Origin of the sequence: Shimazuella kribbensis DSM 45090 (genome assembly GCF_000428065.1) — a bacterium.
Taxonomy (GTDB): Bacteria; Bacillota; Bacilli; order Thermoactinomycetales; family Thermoactinomycetaceae; genus Shimazuella; species Shimazuella kribbensis.
The window spans coordinates 132,484-151,595 of sequence record NZ_ATZF01000003.1; the positions used below are offsets into that span (position 1 = coordinate 132,484).

At 37.9% G+C, this 19,112-nt stretch carries 18 protein-coding genes and 2 pseudogenes; 3 read left to right on the forward strand and 17 right to left on the reverse strand.

The features are described 5' to 3' along the window. Nucleotides 1-470 precede the first annotated feature (470 nt). The 7 genes from A3GQ_RS0106485 to A3GQ_RS0106515 form a co-directional block, all read right to left on the reverse strand. Nucleotides 471-1,613 carry a hypothetical protein gene (locus A3GQ_RS0106485; RefSeq protein WP_028776357.1) on the reverse strand — a complete coding sequence of 381 codons (1,143 nt, stop codon included), beginning with the start codon at nt 1,611-1,613 and terminating at the stop codon, nt 471-473. After that, nucleotides 1,573-2,913, reverse strand: coding sequence for a F390 synthetase-related protein (locus A3GQ_RS23610; RefSeq protein WP_051271298.1), 1,341 nt, complete (start codon nt 2,911-2,913; stop codon nt 1,573-1,575). Before A3GQ_RS23610 ends, A3GQ_RS0106485 begins: the two co-directional genes overlap by 41 nt. Next, nucleotides 2,904-3,770 carry an MBL fold metallo-hydrolase gene (locus tag A3GQ_RS0106495; RefSeq protein WP_028776358.1) on the reverse strand — a complete coding sequence of 289 codons (867 nt, stop codon included), beginning with the start codon at nt 3,768-3,770 and terminating at the stop codon, nt 2,904-2,906. The genes A3GQ_RS23610 and A3GQ_RS0106495 overlap by 10 nt, the downstream gene beginning before the upstream one ends. Further along, on the reverse strand, nt 3,733-4,728 hold the full coding sequence (locus tag A3GQ_RS0106500) for an NAD-dependent epimerase/dehydratase family protein (protein WP_028776359.1): 996 nt from the start codon (nt 4,726-4,728) through the stop codon (nt 3,733-3,735). The genes A3GQ_RS0106495 and A3GQ_RS0106500 overlap by 38 nt, the downstream gene beginning before the upstream one ends. A gap of 3 nt (nt 4,729-4,731) precedes the next feature. Then, entirely contained in the window at nt 4,732-5,865 is a 1,134-nt protein-coding gene (locus tag A3GQ_RS0106505) for an ATP-grasp domain-containing protein (protein WP_028776360.1), read from the reverse strand. Beyond that, a complete protein-coding gene (locus tag A3GQ_RS0106510) occupies nt 5,855-6,886 on the reverse strand; it encodes a beta-ketoacyl-ACP synthase III (RefSeq protein ID WP_156877585.1) in 1,032 nt (343 codons plus the stop codon). The genes A3GQ_RS0106505 and A3GQ_RS0106510 overlap by 11 nt, the downstream gene beginning before the upstream one ends. Before the next feature lie 436 nt (nt 6,887-7,322). Continuing rightward, nucleotides 7,323-8,192 (reverse strand): DUF6612 family protein, encoded by an 870-nt coding sequence (locus A3GQ_RS0106515; protein ID WP_028776362.1) that lies wholly within the window; start codon nt 8,190-8,192, stop codon nt 7,323-7,325. Nucleotides 8,193-8,904: 712 nt separating this feature from the next. Between A3GQ_RS0106515 and A3GQ_RS0106520 the strand changes: the two genes are divergently transcribed. Then, nucleotides 8,905-9,717, forward strand: coding sequence for a DUF4097 family beta strand repeat-containing protein (locus A3GQ_RS0106520; protein WP_028776363.1), 813 nt, complete (start codon nt 8,905-8,907; stop codon nt 9,715-9,717). A 680-nt stretch (nt 9,718-10,397) separates the two neighbouring features. Here the strand turns inward: A3GQ_RS0106520 and A3GQ_RS0106530 are convergent. After that, entirely contained in the window at nt 10,398-10,619 is a 222-nt protein-coding gene (locus A3GQ_RS0106530) for a hypothetical protein (RefSeq protein WP_028776364.1), read from the reverse strand. Between the two features lie 48 nt (nt 10,620-10,667). On the opposite strand from A3GQ_RS0106530, the gene A3GQ_RS0106535 reads away from it, so the two are divergent. Beyond that, a complete protein-coding gene (locus A3GQ_RS0106535; protein WP_028776365.1) occupies nt 10,668-12,209 on the forward strand; it encodes a recombinase family protein in 1,542 nt (513 codons plus the stop codon). 23 nt (nt 12,210-12,232) lie between these two features. On the opposite strand, the pseudogene A3GQ_RS26755 reads toward A3GQ_RS0106535, so the two are convergent. The 7 genes and pseudogenes from A3GQ_RS26755 to A3GQ_RS0106565 all read right to left on the reverse strand — a co-directional run. Further along, nucleotides 12,233-12,539: pseudogene (locus A3GQ_RS26755) on the reverse strand (sigma-70 family RNA polymerase sigma factor); the annotation flags it as partial. Beyond that, nucleotides 12,460-14,079, reverse strand: a complete 1,620-nt coding sequence (locus A3GQ_RS0106540; protein WP_028776366.1) for a recombinase family protein — start codon at nt 14,077-14,079, stop codon at nt 12,460-12,462. The pseudogene A3GQ_RS26755 and the gene A3GQ_RS0106540, both read right to left, overlap by 80 nt. A gap of 35 nt (nt 14,080-14,114) precedes the next feature. After that, nucleotides 14,115-14,279, reverse strand: a complete 165-nt coding sequence (locus A3GQ_RS26760) for a hypothetical protein (protein WP_156877586.1) — start codon at nt 14,277-14,279, stop codon at nt 14,115-14,117. Between the two features lie 404 nt (nt 14,280-14,683). Then, on the reverse strand, nt 14,684-14,890 hold the full coding sequence (locus A3GQ_RS0106550) for a hypothetical protein (protein ID WP_028776367.1): 207 nt from the start codon (nt 14,888-14,890) through the stop codon (nt 14,684-14,686). A 174-nt stretch (nt 14,891-15,064) separates the two neighbouring features. Further along, nucleotides 15,065-15,331 (reverse strand): annotated as a pseudogene (locus A3GQ_RS0106555) (ABC transporter); the annotation flags it as partial. 187 nt (nt 15,332-15,518) lie between these two features. Next, nucleotides 15,519-15,674 (reverse strand): SRPBCC family protein, encoded by a 156-nt coding sequence (locus A3GQ_RS28355; RefSeq protein WP_342664988.1) that lies wholly within the window; start codon nt 15,672-15,674, stop codon nt 15,519-15,521. After that, nucleotides 15,671-16,000 carry an ArsR/SmtB family transcription factor gene (locus tag A3GQ_RS0106565; RefSeq protein ID WP_028776369.1) on the reverse strand — a complete coding sequence of 110 codons (330 nt, stop codon included), beginning with the start codon at nt 15,998-16,000 and terminating at the stop codon, nt 15,671-15,673. Before A3GQ_RS0106565 ends, A3GQ_RS28355 begins: the two co-directional genes overlap by 4 nt. A 192-nt stretch (nt 16,001-16,192) precedes the next feature. Here A3GQ_RS0106565 and A3GQ_RS0106570 point away from each other — a divergent pair, with 192 nt between their 5' ends. After that, nucleotides 16,193-16,555, forward strand: a complete 363-nt coding sequence (locus A3GQ_RS0106570) for a hypothetical protein (RefSeq protein ID WP_028776370.1) — start codon at nt 16,193-16,195, stop codon at nt 16,553-16,555. A gap of 447 nt (nt 16,556-17,002) precedes the next feature. On the opposite strand, the gene A3GQ_RS25600 is transcribed toward A3GQ_RS0106570, so the two are convergent. Beyond that, nucleotides 17,003-18,100: a CsxC family protein gene (locus A3GQ_RS25600; RefSeq protein ID WP_169818257.1), complete on the reverse strand. Its 1,098-nt coding sequence runs from the start codon at nt 18,098-18,100 to the stop codon at nt 17,003-17,005. A 295-nt stretch (nt 18,101-18,395) separates the two neighbouring features. Further along, nucleotides 18,396-18,998 carry an SAM-dependent methyltransferase gene (locus A3GQ_RS0106585; protein ID WP_028776372.1) on the reverse strand — a complete coding sequence of 201 codons (603 nt, stop codon included), beginning with the start codon at nt 18,996-18,998 and terminating at the stop codon, nt 18,396-18,398. Nucleotides 18,999-19,112 lie beyond the last annotated feature (114 nt).

Sequence of the window (19,112 nt, forward strand, 5' to 3'; positions counted from 1 at the left end):
TGATATAATATTCCAGTAAGGACACTATTTGAATCTATGCAATACAGGTAGTAGATTATTCGGCTCTTTGAAAAGAGGTGAATAAAATGTCAAATAGACCTGATGATGGTGGTAGTAGTGGTGGTCATGATGGTGGCGGTGGGGACGGGGATTGATTTTTAACTATCGCCCGATCATCCAGATAATTATAAATATGAGCTGCCCTTTGAGGCAGCTCTTTAACATTTCGTAGAATGTGCCTTCTAGGTGGAAACGAGTCTTGTGTTTTTGAAAAAATAGGTGACCTGACCCTTCTAGTCCACTTCGTGAACGGGATATGCATGTCTTCCCGTCTGTTGTAAAAAACACAAAGGACGCTACAGTCAAGCAAAGCGAGACTAGGAGCACAGCAACGTAGCCAGACTTGTGCCCTTGTCTGAGGTGCATATCTTTGCTTAGGATGTTTTGTGTCTATTTTTGCTCAAGTCGAGTTAAAGTTTATTTTTTTCAATATAGGGAACTACATACTTCGATGCCAGTTTTGCAATCGCTCTCCATAACCAAGTTCGGTATGCTGGTAAATGCTTTGCAAAATAATAGTGTGTCTCCACTGTTCCCTTATATCCTCTTGATAGTTTGAACTCTCCTGCACCAGCACTGCCATGAAGTTTTTTGTTCCGTTCCGTTGCGATCTCATATATTTTTGTCACCATTGCGCGGTACAATCCTTTTTCTTTCTCTTCGACTGTGTTATGTCCCACAATAGGCGCTGACAGTGTATCCCCTATCTCCAAAACACCAAGAACGGCTTTTGTCTCTCCATTGTCCGTCAACGCGCAAAACGTGAACAGCTCTGATTTTTTCATATGTTCCAGCATATCCCTTGTATAAGCTGGATTATAAGCAGAATACCGTTTTAAGTACAATAATCCGTATAATGTTTCCGCCTTTCCCATATCGCCGCCCGAGAAATCCCATTCTAATCCAAATATCCTTCGTCTTTTTTCATCTCTCCTCATTGTGTTTCGATGTTTACTGTTCAACGAATTTTTCGTATCACTGATCAAATAAATATACCGGCTGAATATTGGTACGTAGTGTGAGCTGCTTAATGATTGGATGAGTGCTTCATTAAATTCCTTATTCAAGTTCCGAAACAAAATGAGATGGTTTGGGAACATTTTCACCATTTCTGCTGTAATCTCTTCGACAAGATTCACATCAAACGCTTCATACAAATTTGTAGATACGAAATAATTGTTCACCATAATCACTTTGTCAAACTTTGTTTTCTTTGCGACCCATCTTAACATTTTTTCCAGCGGTGCACTTAATACCCACGCCCATTTACTGCTATTTGTGATTCGCAATTCATCCCGTCCATAATCAATGTATTGCGCCGTTGGAGAGCAAACATAAGAATTGCCTTCTTTGTATTCATGGGTGATGGAAAACGGCAGCAAAAAATCCCCTGCACCAATCACACCAACTTCACAATCTACGTTTGCGATAAATTTTTGCATATCTTCAAGCATCAATCTTTCTATAAATGTTCTTATCTCAGCTCCATTTTGATAAGCCATCCAGTTTAACTCACCCAGTTGTTGCTTGGTATACACATTTACTTGTTTCATTGAGAATCCTCTTTTGCTTTGTCATAAACCTTTTTTTCTTTACTTCCCCCCAAGTGACAGAAGGTACAGGACAATTGGATCGAACAAACAGTTCTCTTAGCTGCGTATGAAGATGCATTTTTACTTCCTCACTGATATCAGGCAGTAAGTGAATCGACAGTCCATTTTTTGTTAAGATCACTTCATATTCAGCTACCGTTGGCTCAGAATAAAACAGTTTACGAAATGAATCTGGATAAATGGTGAGTTTTTCTCCATCAAGTTTCTCAAATACAAATACATCATCACACCGCCCTTCGATTCGCTCGATCCAGGTTGCCGGTGAACCGCATGGGCAGATTTTGCCTTTTTCCATTAAGATGTCATTTAATCGATAACGTATAATAGGCTGGGTAGTACGTGTGAAATCCGTTATGATTGGTACAAACCGACGATCTTTCAAATATTCTTTTTCAATCACCACATGTTCTTCGTTCAGATGAAGATTGCCATACTTACACGTTGATGCCAAAAACCCTTCTGTGCACTGATATACTTGATGAATCTGTTGTTTAAACACACGTACCAGCATATCTTTATCTATGTCTTCCAGCACTTCTGCTATGCTGATTACTTTTTTTGGTGCAATTCTAATTTTGCCTTGTTCCATCTCTTGGGCAATAAGCCGCAATACACTTGGCGGTGCGATAAGGATTGACGGGCTGTAGCTATGCAACGCTTGCAGTTCGTTACATTCGCTTCTAGACAGCTCATATAAATCAAAAAATTTAAATTGCAGTTTTCGTTGACCAGTAGATTCATAGAGATTGCTATTTGCTCGCAAGAAAAAAGCGATTTTTTCCGGATGCAACAAACTTTTTGGTAAAAGTTTTGCTAAGATGACTCCTGTCCACTGCTCACGTTCCTGGTCGGAAACTAAAAACATTCCCCGACTTCCTGATGTACCGCTTGATAAACCAACTGTTACACCCCTTACTTTTGGTGCAAAGTTGCGTTGTTCTTCCGCTTTTTGTGCAACTTCTTCTGCCTCTTTTTCCATGATTCCTTTTGTATTCCACTCCGTAAACTGTTCCATGAAGAGTGATTTGTCCATGATCGGAAAATCGCTCAACAAATATTTATCTTGGTAATGTTTTCGGATATATGGGCTATGCTGCTTTACCCAGTTAATATGCTGGCTGATTTTTCTTCTCTGATAAATATCCAACTTTTCGCGTGTGTCCAATCGCTTCTCTAATTTTTTTGTTCTCAGATACCAATAAAGAATCATCAGATCTTCTTTTTTCTTCTTTAAAAACATTCTCTGTACCTCCCTTCTGCCCATTCCTTGTAGACTTGTAAACAATGGGTAGGGATGATCGTTATCCCATTATCCATTTCATACACTTTTCGGACACGTTCAAATGAATCGTAAAACTCGACAACATTGTCCATCAGAAAATGGGTGAAACGATGCGGTTTTTCATTTTTTATCAGAGATTCCCTTGACCATGTACTATCCGCACATAAAAAAATGATGCCATGTTCCAACGATTGAAAGAAAATTCCGATTTGCCCTTTTGCATGACCAGGTAGATCAACCGCAATCACACTGCCGTCTTCAAACACATCATACCCATCCGTAAATGGATAAAACCGCTCATCCAACTGTATCCTCCTCTGGTCTTGTATAAATCGAAACTGGGTAGGAGGAATCTCACGAACATTGTGAGGAAGAAATCCTTTGACAACAGCAGCGAATCCCTTTTTATTTTGGATACTGTTGATGGCATCAAGGTGAGTGATGATTGCACTTTCGGTAAACTTCCATAAACCGCCTGTATGGTCACCATGAAAGTGACTCATGATGATGTGCTTGATATCATGAGGAAAAACGCCATTTCTCGCTAATTGTGCACTTATTTCCTGCTCCTCATGGAAATGAACTGGTGTTGCATAACGGTATAAACGATATGGAAAAGATTTTGTCCCATCCCAAAAGCCTTTACCATATCCCGTATCAAACACCATCCAGCCCTGTGCTGGATGGTGGAGTAATGCAACAAGCGAATGAAATGCCATCTTGCCTCTTTTCTTGGACGGAAACACCATTTGTTGATTTTGCTGGCAATATCCTGTGTCAAATAATTCGAACTTGATGTTTACGCCAAGCAACATAATGCTCAATCCCTTCTGTCAACGTATAAAGCGGACAATAACCAATTTCTTTTTTTGCTTTTTCGATATTTAAGGTTTGATGATGACAGAGTAAACTTGCTGTGTACGATGTAAACGGCGGTTCTATGTTTGTAAGATGTCCATATGCATCACATACTCTCGCTAACCCTGTTAAAAGCCACTTTGGTATCCTTTTATAATGAGTTGATATCGCTATTTTTTCAAATAATAGATCGAGAATTTCTTTTATTGTTTTTGGTTCATCGTTTGTGATGTTATACACTTCTCCATTGTATTTCTCATCCGCTGTTCGGCTGCATTCAATCGCATGCACGACATTTTTCACATAGGTGACATCTGTTAATATCGTGCCATGATCAACAAGCGGGATAAACAGCTTCTCATTCGCACGTAATAGCCTTGGGACAAGCGTTTGATCATACTCACCAAACAATGCTCTTGGTCGCAAAATCACGGCAGGCAAACCTCTTTTTACCCCTTCTTGAACGATCATTTCTGCTTTCCATTTTGTTTTGGTGTAATAACTTGGAAACTCAGGCGGCAATGGTTCTTTTTCGGTGACATTTACTTTGCTATTTCGATTAAAATAAAGGCTTGGGGTCGAGATGTGAATAAAACGTTCGATATTCTGTTGGAGGGCGGTTTCTACTAAATTACTTGTCCCAACTTCGTTTGCATGAATAAACTCTATTTCCTTCCCAAATGGACTCGATAACGCTCCACAATGGATAATTGTGTCACAACCTTGAACTGCTTGCGTTACTTCTTCTTTGTTTTCCAAACGTCCTTGTTTGAACATTACATTTGGATTGGCTGAAAGTTCGTTTCCGATCTGACTGTTTCGCCCATATCCGATGACATTGCATGTTTTGGCGTAATAGTTAACTACATGACGACCCAAAAATCCCGTTGCACCACTAACAAATACCTTCTTCATTTATTATCCTCTTTCTTCTTTCGCTGCATATTCAAGATCATAAGTTGTTGCGCTGAGGAGATTTATTTTGTGTGCTTGTTTGACACGTGAGAAATGCCACAGTGTTTTTATTAAACCAAATACTACACCAAGGTCGTCTTTTGACAATAGCACATCTTTTGCGTTGTTCATTTTCCGGATGTTTCTTGCATACAAAAGCGGATGCAGCAACGCGATGTTTTTTATTGCTTTTGTTTCGTAAGTTGTATGGTGACTTCCTTTTCTAATGATACATGCAGTGTCCTGTTCACTAAACAAATGAACACCACTCGTTGGGCGCACATTACACTCAATCGGAAAAACGCCTCTGTGCGTTTCGATCCAATCCAATGAATAAAAGCCGTTCCAACAATACGTTTCCCCTAATTGTCTCACTGCTTTTTCAATTGCTTGATGATCCACTCGTTTAAAATGCAGTGTTGCACTATTTTTTATTTTGATCTTGGATGGATAGGTCACACCTGTTTGTAATTTTCCTGATTCAAAGTAGTGAGTTGTGCAGTATTGGGAGGTGCTGTCTAAATATTCTTGTACAATCCATTTTTGGCATTCATTTTTAGTGATGAGTGCTTGTAATGCTGTCTCCAGCTCTTTTTCCTCATAAATTTTCATATGTGTAGCAAAGCGCGAGTAGATCGGTTTGAAAACATATTTTTTGCTCTCACTTTGAAATGGATGTATCAGAAAGTTCGCTGCATTTCGTGTAACGGGAACCAAAAATTGCTGTTTGGCGAGTTCCTCGATAAACGTTTCTTTGTTGTGAAATAAGATAGACTGCTCAATGGGATCAAGCTTTGTGAATCGTTGCAGCCATTCTTTATCCATTTCTGCAACGTATAATTGTTCTTCGCATGTTGGGATAACAAAATCGATGCTGTGTTTCTGGACATAATTTTTTAATGCCTCTTGAAACAGCTCTGTTTCAAAGCGCGGGCTTGGGTACACCCACGTTTTCTTTGCGTATGTGGAATGCATGGCGAGTGCACCGTGAAACGTATCTGCCACATGCACCAAAATACCTAACTTTTGCAGTTGTCTTGTCAATTCAAGCGCCACAAGGGAACGGGCTCCTAAAATAAGAACAGTATTAATACTCAAATACCAGTCCCCCAATGGACAGACCAGCAGATGTCCCGATCAGTAATACTTTATCGCCTCGTCTGATCTTTCCTTGCACAATCCCTTCATGAAGTGCCGTTGGAATGCTTGCGGCAATTTGATTTCCATGCGTTTCAATGATATTCATAAACTTGTCTTCTTGAAACCCATATGACTTTCGTATGAGCTCCATTGCATGTCCACTCGCTTGGTGCGGAACGACCATCTCCACATCTAGGTGTGAGATACTTGTTTTTTGATGCAGTGTCTTTAGAAAGTCTTCCATCATTCGATAACTCAGTTTAAACACCTTTTTTCCATCCATATGAAACAAGAAATCTTCTTTTGTCTCTTCCCTGTAATGACGAGGATGCAAACCGGAACCGCCGCCTTTTATTTCTGTAAAATGAGCCCCGCTGCTATTGGTAACCATATGCGAACCAATCACTCTTCCATTTGTACCATCACTTTTTTCGACGATAACTGCTGCTGCACCATCACCAAATAAAATAAAACTATCCTTCTTGTTCCAGTTGAGTCCAACGGACGCTCTTTCTGTTGAAACGATGATCGCACGATGGTAGACACCTGTATGAATCAGCGATGAAACGACATCAAATGCAGTCACAAAACTAAGGCAAGTTGCATTCACATCAAAACAAGGAATATGACTTTGCTGCCAGCCTAATTGTTCTTGTATGAGTGCCGCTGTACATGGAATTTCTTGATCGGCTGTTCCACTTGCACACACGATTACATCAATGTCTTCTTTTTTGTAAGAGCTGTTTGCAAAAAGCGCACGAATAGCATTTGCACCCATTTCCGAACTTCGTTCATCTTCCCTTGCATATCGTCTTTCTTTGACACCTGATAATCGTTCTAATTTTTTTCCATTTTCTCCAATGATGTCTGCAATTTCACTTGTCGTTACAATACGTTCCGGCAAGTATTTTGCAGTTTCTATGATGCGTACATGTCTTTCCATTTCCATCCTCTTCTTTTTTTGAGTCTTTTTCTTCATTTTAGATTGCTTTTTCTTTCTTTGATAGTATTCATTACGCTATTTTTCAATTTCCAACTAATTTTTTTAACTACCGAGATTGTTGCATAAATAAATTTGAACACTGGATAAAGTCGCTTGATGTGTATGCACCTAAGGCACAAGTCGTACTTGGCACTTAAGTGGCAAGTTACGCTATGTGTGCAGCAATTGTTGTTAAAAAACACAAAGGACGCTTCATCCCATAACCATCAAGCTAATAACAAAAATAATCCCTCAAAACGAAAAAAACACGCTATCTCTTTTTAGGTAGGAATGAAAAGAAAGGATGGCGTGTTTTCTATGAATATATCCACCAAAGAAGGAATAAGAATTGTATTCGTTATTTACGATCTATAAACAAAGCGACCTCTGAGAAGGAATCAGAGGTCGCTTTGTTTCTTTTTACATAAGATGTTCAATTATCTTGATTTGGTGTTGTGAGTGCCTCTTTGGGAATCGTAATCGATTTTACACCAAATTTAAAAATATGAGTTTGGTACTCATCTGTTTTGATAATATCTCCAGTTTCTTTTGCTGCATTGATCGTAGAGAGCTCATGTTGCTCTACTTTCTGAGTAAGCAGGGTCTCCTTATCTATCGTAATTTTCATGGTATAAAGAGGTATTTTTTTTATGACATTGACATCTACATATCCTTTGCCACCTTTGCCGTAACCCATGATAGTTGTTTTTTCCTCTTTATTGGCTAAAGTAAGTTCAAGTACATATGCATCTTGTGTTTGCGTGAGCTTTACTTGCTTTTGATTGGTTTTAAAGTTTGCTAATAAATAAGAAGGGTCTAAAAATATGGGACTTCTAAACAACGTTTCAGAAATGGTAGAATTTGTTGGCTTTTCTTTTTCCCAATAATCATTATCATCTGCATCCCAACCGAAATAATGTTTATAAAGAGTACCATTTTTTACATATATTTCTGTTTGAAGGTCAGGTTGTTTCTCTTTATTGGTTGTTCGCTCTTCATGAATACGTTCATAGAGGTGATATTGATCGCGATCAATAAAAGTAAAAGATATCGTATCAGCCTTTACGATATGATTGCGATAATCGGATTTTATATTTTCTTCGTCAGAAGTGTATTTCTTCGTGTACTTCACTTGAAAACTTTTCATCTTTTCCATGGCTGCTGTCGATTTATCGATTGCCTCTGACACGGAAGTGATCGGTTTAGGTGGATTCTTTTTGGGAATAACGGAAGACTTTGCTTGAGAAGAACAAGCGCTTAACAGGAATAAAATAGCAATGCAAGGGATGATCCATTTTTTCATCGTGACAGCTACTCCTTTTTTAGAGATGATCCTATTATAGGCACAGACTATTGATTTCGTACATGCTTAATCCATCATTTTTCGATTTTAAAAATGACATACCAGTTTCTTGATGAACCGTGATCCTGCTCTGGTTAAAAACAACCTATGAAAAATCAATAAAAAAACGACTAAATAGCCGTCTTCTTTATCCTTTTCCAAATTCATCAAAGGAGAATGGAGAGTACCAAAATCGATCTTCTCTTCCGACGTCCCAAGCTAAAAGAAAACCCCAAATCAAAAAAAGGTATTACGTTGGAAACAAACTCGTCATAATCAAATGAAGAGGGGATGAATGAGTTTGACAAACCATGAAAATGGAATCCTATCAGGGATACCGCCACATGCCCATCAAGTGAAGAGCTACGCTTATACAAAATCATTTCTTCTAGATAACTCTCTATCTCTGAAGTAAGCACATCAAATAAACCCAGAGGGTTTATTTTTTTAACTACGCTGCCTGATGAGTAGAAGTAGTATAATCATAAACAACACCCATCAAAGCCCGTTTTTCTCTTATATCGGTGGGATTTTCGCCCGTTTTGCTGTAGGAGTCTGAATAGCAAAACCACCTGACAACTTTTGAGTGCATTTCTTATTTTGTGAATGCCTGTTGTCTAGTTATATCAATAGTACGATAGAAACATTTTATAGAAAGAGATGGTGATCTTCAATGAAAAAGCAGTTCCTAGCTATATTAATTTTACTAGCTATTAGTACGACTGGCTGCACATCTGGACAAGAGGTTGATGAGAAACAAGAACTTCCAATCAAAGGAATGGAGGGAATTAATATTATTTCGGATTCAATAAGTATCCGAATTGTCCCAAGTAAAAAAGAAAAAATCACAGCGCATTTGACAGGAACCGTACTGGGGAACAGCGCGAAGTTAGAGACAACTTCCACAAGTAGTTCGTTAAACATTATTGCCAAAAGAGTGAAACGATTCTACGTGCTAGATGATGATAGTGCATTCAGATTAGAGATTTCTATTCCAGAAAAAAAATATAAAGAAATAAAAGTTCACAGTGGAGGTGACCTTGAAATTGATCAGAAATTCCAGGCGGAGAAGCTTGAATTATTAGCCTCTGGTGATATTACTGTAAATAATTTCCAAGGAAAAGAGCTCGTTGTCGAAGGATATGGGGATAATCATAATCTAAGCAATATAAATGGAAACATAATAATCAAAAAAACAAAAGGATTTGTTGATATTGACAATTGGAGTCCCGTTAAAGGTACAAGTAAAATTAACGTCTCTTTCGGATTCGTTAGCATAATGACAAATAAGAAGCTTAAGTCTTTGGATCTAGATCTGAAAGCAACTGAAAAAGTGGAGACGACTTTCCCTTTAGACGCTTCACAGGTCGTGCACGGTGAGAAATATTTAAAAGGTTATGTTGGTAAAAAAACAACAGATATGCCCCGATTGGAAATGGATGTTGCAGGTGGTATTAGACTGCTAAAATACCCAGATTCAAACTAAAGTTTGAAATTGGGGTTTGTGTACATACCCATCATGCTAAAAATAAATTAATCCCCCAAAACGAAAAAAACGCGCTATTCTTTCTTTCGGATTTACAGAAGAAAGGATGGCGTTTTTCTGTGAATGTAACCACCAAAGAAAAACTTCATTTGTTTTCACAGGAATTGCAAAAATATCTCTCTCCTACGAAAATCAAACAGATAACAAGAGCAACCGAATTTGTGAAATGAACAAGCACATATCGCAAGCAGCGCAACCTCTATTTTTCACTATTTAAACTTCCCGCTTTTCTTAGCCATTTATCCCCTTCTTCTATATTTTTGAGCAATCCCCTCCCATTCAGATAGCGAGGGCTAATTCCTCCATAGCAAGAGGAATTTTATTATTTACATCCTCTTCGACTGGAGGGAAGTAGCAAACGGCGGCTATTGAGGAAGGATTTCCTTCCCGACAGTCGCCGCCCGATGGCAAAATTTTATAGAATATTTAGAGTAATACATTATTATTCATCCACATCATTCCATTAGTTATATGCCCTTAGCATTTCGATGGTGACAATTGGCGACCTAGCTGAGCCGTCATAACTCAGCAGCGCAATCATGTAACGAAATTAGGATGTTTCTTCCTAAGAAGTAGAAAACGACTTAATTGCCGTCGAACCTCCACTCTTACTACCCATGTTAGTAACGAAATCGCCTTTTTATTTCTTGCATAGATAATTGATTCCCATTTTCACTTTTTTGACCTTCGTTATCAGTGTTATAATTATGAATAATACATAATTTTTGATCATCTTCTATCCTATTCCATATTTGACAGATCATTCGATTGATTTCTTTCCACTTTTGGAGACGTTCTTGATTACTCATCACGGGAGAAATGATACTTACATTTGGTGGCATAGGATCACCTCAATTCATCCTATGCGGAAGATGTTGGAGGACAACCCTATGGATAGAACTTGTATTTATCTACGTAAATCACGTGAAGACGTAGAGGCAGAAAAAAGAGGCGAAGGCGAAACGCTGGAAAAACATAAGAAGTCATTATTAAAAACTGCGAAACAACAAAACCTAAACATTATTAAAATTAGACAAGAAATCGTATCCGGCGAAAGTCTCATCCACCGTCCAGAAATGATGGAACTATTACGAGAAGTAGAAGCAAAAATGTACAATGCAGTCCTTGTGATGGACATGGATCGCCTTGGCCGTGGGAACATGAAGGAACAAGGGTTGATACTGGAAACCTTTAAAGAAGCAGATACAAAGATTATCACACCTCGGAAAACGTATGATTTGCATGATGAATGGGACGAAGAATATAGCGAGTTTGAAGCATTTATGGCACGTAAAGAATTAAAAATCATTACTCGTCGATTACAAGGCGGACGAGTTCGTTCAGTTGAGGAAGGCAATTATATCGGAACACGCCCTCCCTATGGGTACGAAATCAAAGAAGAAGGTCGAAATCGATTTCTTGTACCACATCCTGAACAAGCACCAGTAGTGAAAATGATTTTTGAATGGTATACCTCTGATGATCCAAAAGAGCGAATGGGCACAAAGAAGATCGCAAATAAACTCAATGAACTAGATTACAGAAGTTACACAGGCATTCCATGGAAAGGGTCTAGTGTGCTTGTCATCATTAAAAATGCTGTCTATATGGGTAAAGTTCAATGGAAGAAAACAGCATACAAAAAATCAAAGGACCCAGAGAAACGAAGAGAAGCAAAAATACGCCCACAATCCGAATGGATCGAAGCGCAAGGAAAACATGAACCTCTGATCTCCGAAGAATTGTATCAGAAAGCCCAAAGTATTTTAAAAAATAAATCCCATGTCCCTTACCGAGTGAACAACAAGATAACGAATCCTTTAGCAGGATTGATCCGATGTTCAAAATGTGATTCATCTATGGTACTACGTCCGAGCAATAAGCAAAAGCCTCACCTCATCTGTCAAGACACTATTTGCAATAATAAAAGTACTCGGTTTGAATATGTCGAGCAGACCCTGATGCTTCATTTAAAAGAATGGCTCAGTCAATATAAGTTGCAGTGGGAACAAGAAAGTATAGATGAACCATCCCAAAATAAAATCCAAGTTTATCAGACAAGCCTCAAGAATCTGGAACAAGAATGGAAAAATTTAAACGATCAAAAGGGACGGCTGCATGATCTATTGGAACGTGGCATTTATGATGATGAAACTTATATCGAGCGGTCCAATTATATTGCAGACAAGCTCACAGAAACAAAAGATAAAATCAATCAAATCGAAGATGAGTTATCTCTTGAAAACGAGCGCATGATTGCAAAAGTAAAAATCATCCCCCAGATTGAGAACGTCATGGATGTATACAAGAACACAACTGATCCCAAAATAAAAAACAACCTTCTCAAATCGATTCTGGATAAGTGCATCTACAACAAAGAAAAATGGCAAGTAGGGAACGATTTCACGCTTAATATCTATCCAAAACTTTAATGCCTTTGACCATATACATAAGGTCAAAGGCATCTCATTACCTTCTTTATCCGTTCCGATTGGATCGTGGAGCGATACATCTTTGCGTGCTTTTTTTAAAGATCTCAAATGCATTAGTATTTCATTTTCTATACACCTTGCAGCATAAGTGGCTAACTTTGTACCTTTGTTTGGTTGAAAAGATTCGATTGCTTTTATCAAACCAATCGTCCCTATAGATATGAGATCTTCAGCATCTTCACCCGTGTTTTCAAATTTCTTCATGTTGTGAACGTGAAACGATGTCAATTCGATCGAGTAATACGTCCAGATGCCCCACACAAGTAACATCACAGTTGGTTTGATCTTTGTTAAAAGTAAGAATGATCTCATTTATTAGGCATTGGATGATAAATCTTTTCTTTTCAAATGGGATATCCGATTCTTTCTCGACTAACCTGCCTAAAAAATCAATCACCATTTTCACTCGTTCTTTCTCTTCTTCATTTTCACGCTGAGCTTCTAGATGATGCTGGATCTTTTGGAGTTCTGTTTGCAAGCTCTTGATATCTTTGTTTATTTTACTTAAATCACGGAACATTTCGTCTTCCGTGATCACTTCACGAGTAAACATGATCTTTACTTTGTTCCGCTCTTTATCTTTTTCATTGATTCGTTTTTTCAAAGCTTTTATTGTTTCTATCGATCTTTGATCGTGTTGGGTTGATGCTTCTTTTAACTGACTTACTATTTCATCTTTATCCACAATAGAACGTATAATTAAGTTCCAAATATATTCTTCTATCACTTCTGCTTGAAGTGTTTTCGTTGGACATTTTTCCACATCTTCCCCAAATTTTCGAGGGTTTTTGTTGGGACAACGATAACAGCGATAACGCTCTTTTTTTCCTGTTTGTTTATTTATTCTGCCAGTGTAAGTTGTACCGCTCCATATTCTTCCACAATGACCACAACGAATCATTCCCTTGAGCAAATACTCAAAGCGATTGTTCCCTTTGTTGGTTGTATTCTTTTCTTTCTGTTGCTGTGCTAATTTAAACAAAACCTTATCGATAATGGCAGGAACTTTTGTTGTTACCCATTGTGACGAATCACGAAATTCATATGATTTTTTTGGATTCCCACTAATCGTCTTCTCGCCTTTTATTTTCTTTACTTTACGTCGGTTATAACGATATAAACCTATATATACTTCATTGGACAAAATTCGATAAATCGAAGACTGGTTCCAGTTTTTACTCTCTTTTCGTTTGGGTAGAATTCCTAATTCTACTAACTTATTGCCGATCTCTCGATAAGTATGATGTTGATAGACATACCACTCATAAATCTGGTGGACAACCTTAGCTTCATCTTCATTGATCACTAACTTCGCATCAATCAACTCATATCCAAATGGAGCAGAACGCATCGGCATGATTTTCTTTTGTTTTTCTACTGCCTTTAACCTACCTCTGCTGGTTCGTTTTCGTATCATCGACAGCTCATACTGAGCGATTGCAGATTGCATATTAAAAAATAGTTGCCCTTCTGGTGTATTTTGATATTCTGCATCACAGAAAATTAGTTCTACCTCATGACGTTCCCATTCCCCACATACGATCAATTTATCTACTAAATTACGACTTAAGCGGTCGGGATGAACGCAAATCACTTTTGCTATCTTCCCTTGTGCAATGTCTTGCCGAAGTCGATCCATCTCTGGACGCTCGATGTCCTCTCCTGACGCACCAGATTCTTTGTAAATCTCTAACTGGTACAACCCTAATGCCTGTGCCTTTTCCGTGCACATCTCCACCTGAGTATCCAAACTCGTCCCTTCAACTGCTTGCAATCCTGTAGATACACGAGCGTAGATAGCTGTTTTCACTTCACTTGCCCTCCTTTCTACTTAAATCGTTTGTTTTATCCAAGATGAACTTGGTTTTCTTGTTGTTCTATAAGTGCCATTTCCATCAAGACTTGAATCACCCGTTTCTTCGCTTCAAGAGATTCTTTTAACTTTGTTGAATGATTCTCAGATTTATATTGAACCAATACAAATTGGATGGGATCTGACTTTCTTTTCATCCAATCACCGCCTTTATCTGATATATACAACTATATGTAATACTAAGTTTGTCTCATGCAATAGAAATGACCTGTCCAACACACTAAATAGGACATTTTTATCTATAGTTATGGTAAAAAGAACAAAAAAACCAACACTTTCATGCCGTTTAAGCTTTCATTTCTACAAGTTATACCTCCTATCCAGAAAAAATTAAAGGCCATCTTCTAGACGGCTTTTTTGATACTCGGCTAAACTAAAAATGTATATCTTAAATCACTAGAGTTGGTACTTTTTCACTGAATTGAGTATAACGAGCATTGATTTTTAAGCAAGAATAAATAAATATGTGCGAAGTTCCAAAACCAAAAATAGGAACTTCGTGTACCCTCGATTTACTGGAGTGTAAATCTTAAATTATCTACTACTTTATTTTGTTGAGGAAACTTTTCTTGAATTGGTTAATTTGTTTTTCTAACCGATTTTTTACGTCGGACAATAGCCCTTGATAGGAATGGACCAAATTCCCCAAATCAATCTGCCAGAGCATTAATAAAACGGACACCAAAATTTGGTATTCTTGTGTGGCCACGGTTAACCCAACTATTTTTACTTGATACTTGTTATTCATTTTTTTCACCTCTTTTTATTCTCTTTTGAAAATCAATAAAAAAAGAACCATTTGAAAGGTGGCTCTCATTAGATATGAATGATATTCATCTGTTTTAGTTTAAGAATTTCTTGTCTTATTTGGTAAACTCTATAGGGAAATTTTAAAATACAGCTTTGTTTTAATCATTCTAATTTAATTATTTTGCTCAAGGCATTGATAAACTGCCATCATATCTTGTTTGTTCCATTCACAAATACGATTGAAAATTGGAATATCTGCAACATCCGCCATATCTAAGTTTTCAGCAACCACATCACTTACTGTTCCAGTTAACCATGTTTTTACTTGTACACCTTCAACAAGTTCCTTAAGTCCATCATCATTGATGCCACTTGCATAACAACTTACACATGGAATTGTTAATTTATACACGCCATCATGCAGATTATCTTCTGATATAAAAAGAGCATTACTTCTATCAACAGTAATGCTCTCTTAAACGAAAAAGTCGATTTAAAATTTAGACAGCCAATAGTTTTTCAAGTTCACCAGACATTTTCACCCAACCATGTTTTGCACCATGGAATGCTCTGATTTTCTCTTTCGAATCGTCCACTTCAAGAACTTCGCTATCAATAATTAAATTTCACTGTTCGTTCCGAAACTGAAATTTATGTCCGACTATAGGCTTAAAATTATTATCCATAACCCATTTTGCAAGTATATTTGCGTCCGTTAATGCATGCCATACTTTCTCGGTCGGGCTCTTAAAATTAAAATCTTGTGATACAGTTAAATTCATTCTTGGTCTTCCTGTAAGATTTGGTTTAAAAGTAATATTCTTTCACTCCAAAATTTCCTGTAAAACGAGACCCAATCCTCAATTTCTCTCAACGGAGCAGCAAATAGCCGATAACGCGTTTCCCTGCCAACCTTTCGGTGTGCTACGAGACCGGCATCTTTCAGAATGGCCAAATGTTTAGAAACAGCAGTACGACCCATTTGAAATTGAGCAGTTAATTCGTGAAGAGGTAACTCTTCTGCATCTGCCAACAAACGTAGCAATTTACGTCTTGTTGGGTCAGCGATGGCTGCATAAACATCCCGTTCTTGATTTTTATCGTTCAAAGTCACCCCCCCCTTACAAATCAGACACCAATCGGTGTCTTTATTATATGACACTAATTGGTGTCTTGTCAAATTTCTTTTTAGTGATCACTTATTTATATTTTTCCCATTTTTGTTTCTCTCTATATTTATTGCAGTCCATAAGTTAAGATAAAAACAAGGTAACTACGCCAAGGTAGAAAGATTTTTCAAATGGGCATCCTTCTTGAAACGGTAAAGAAAATCCCTGCGATCACCACTACTTCCAACCCAGACTGGCTGAAGTCACAGTTTCTTAGTGAACTGGATTCTGCTTTGGCTAATCTCATCGACCCCAGGAACCGCAATGTAGAGCTTCACTTCATTTCATTTCTTGCTGGCAAGCAGACAGACAATCACAAAATTCTGCTGGCACTAGCTAATCTACTGGAATGCCAAGTAACTACCATCCGGTTGAACTTGATTCTCCATCAAGGAATCCATCAAGAAATGATGACCGATGTGGAAATCACATTGAAGGATTTTCTGAATGAGCTGGGAAGGGCTTTGGGAGCTGAAGTAGCTATCGTCTTGTAAATCTGATCCTTCAGCAAAACTGGGACAATGTTAGGGCTCGAATTCTGAGTTGCAACATTGTCCCAGTGCGATTTGACGTTCTTACAATAAAGACTAATCCAATTTCCTCTCTGCCATAGACAATGACCACCATAGAACAGAGCTTCTCAGAGCATATATCATAGTTCAGTTATTGAATTCCACGCCTTTTCAATCTCTACTGAATCTTCATTCCACCTTGTATTTGGAACAAAATGAAACAAGTTTCAGCAGAACTGAAGTACCAGAATTCAAAATGCGGGAGGAAATCCAAGTACTCAACTCCAATACTGTCAGTCCGTGTACCGCCATGATGGCAATGCGATTGGCTTCGGTTGTTGTCGCTCTAAACAAAATAAACCCCAAAAAAGGATTTTTCATATTGACAGTTGAAAATAAAGACTCTTGAGAAAGCCTCAACAGTCTTTTCTACGTTTTTCTTCTATATTTCTTTAGACATCTCTTCTTGCACTTTTTTCTGCATTTTTTTCCATGCCCATGATCACAATCATCATCGTCATCGTCATCGTCATCGTGATCACACTTCTTGCACTTCTTTCTGCATTTTTTTCCATGCCCATGATCACAATCATCATCGTCATCATCATCGTCATCATGATCATGATCACACTTCTTCTTGCACTTCTTTCTGCATTTTTTCCTATGACCATGATCACAACATTCCCCATCATTATGGTCATGATCACAATCCCATCTCTTCTCACATTCTTCATCATGGTCATGCTTACCAGAGATAGGAATTTGCTGGTTTTGTAGTACTTTTACTAGTAGATCCAATACAATCTGTTCTTGCACAGTTGTAAAAGTACGTTCATTAGTGATATGAGGCAGGTGAGTAGACGAACCTTTTTTAGCAAAATCGAATTCATTAATTTCAAAGGCTACTAATTCACAGTACGGTTCCTCATTATAATGAACGGAATGGCTAAATAATTTTTGTTCAATCTTAGACCCTCTACTACTCTTATCTAAAAATCTAGTTTCGGTGTCACTTGATACTAAAAAATTAGGGAAATTTTTCCCTTCAAATGTAACTTCCGTACAAGAATTGAAAGGAATATGAGCCGTAGTATGGAGAATACTACCACAAACTGCATTGGCATTGGCGGGAACGGGTCCAGCAGTAGCATATTCAATGCTCTTGCGAATAAACCCTGAAATAAAAAGTTTAAAGTGATTCTTGCGTGAAGTTGGAACTAGTTTACATTCATCCAGAGAGACATCTTTATTTACCCTTTTAATCTCCAATGCAGGTCGCTCTAACGTAATATCTACATCAATACAAACTTGTAGGACTAACTCAGCAAGAACAACAGGCACTTTCATCGTTCTTGGAAAACATATAACATTCGGGGAACTCATATCTATACGATTCTGAACCACTTTACATCCCAATGGTGGTCGCGGCGGAGGTGGTGGCGGTGGTGGCGGCGGCTTTTTTACTTTACCTGGATTGCACACTTCAAATTGAACGATATGACAATTTGAACCAAATCTTCTCATCATAATTCCCTCTCTCTCTAGGTGATTTAGACTACAAGATTATAAGATAGTATATTCCTGATATACAAAAGAGAGAGGGCTAGTATCTCCATTATATAAAGCATATTTCAATACTAAAAAGATAACATCTATATTTTAAATAACCGACTAGCAATTATCATTACTAGCAAGAACGTTCTCCTTCGCTTTCCATCATGAATCTGTTAACGCTAAATCTTCTCTAGCCTAGCCAAGGACGATTCAATGACTATTGTCATCAACCCCGTAGCAGGGAAAGAACATAATGACCAAAATTAGTTTATAATATTGGCTTTTGCCCAACAAACTGTATGACATGAGATAATCCATTATGTAGTTTCCCTTCATAACGGCCAACCTCTCCCATAAAAAAATGGATAATCCGCCAATCCGAAAAGACATGTAAAAATTCCTCCGGTTTATATAAAAAGTCTTCCTCTTTTGGTCCACCACTTCCATAAGGGATTTGGTGTATGGAATAAACCTCTGTTACATAATACCCTCCTGGCTTAATTGCTTTTTTTACACCATTTAGTGTTTGATGGCGTAATGCTGTTGGAAAATGTCCAAAAATGCAAACCAACTGATCCCATTTATCCATTTCCCAATTGATATCGTTTAGATCTATAAGTTCTGTCTTTACCTTTACACCTTTGATTTCCGCAAGTTTACTAGTTTTTTCTAAACCTGATTCCGCGTAATCCCAAGCGGTTACGTTAAGACCTTGCTCTGCTAAAAAAACAGCATTACGCCCTTCCCCTTCTGCAATCGCCAAAGTATTACCAGAAAATTGTATTTTTTTAGCAACCTCCGTTACAAAAACATTAGGCTCTGTACCATAAACATAATCCTCATCTCGAAAACGAATATCCCACTGATTCATAATCATCCTCCTTTTTAATCCATGTTATTTATTCATTCTGAGCCCATTCCTTTATCCATTGAAGGAGCTGCATATCAGGCCCGGTGAAACGGTTGCTGCTCTAGTCCGCTGGGA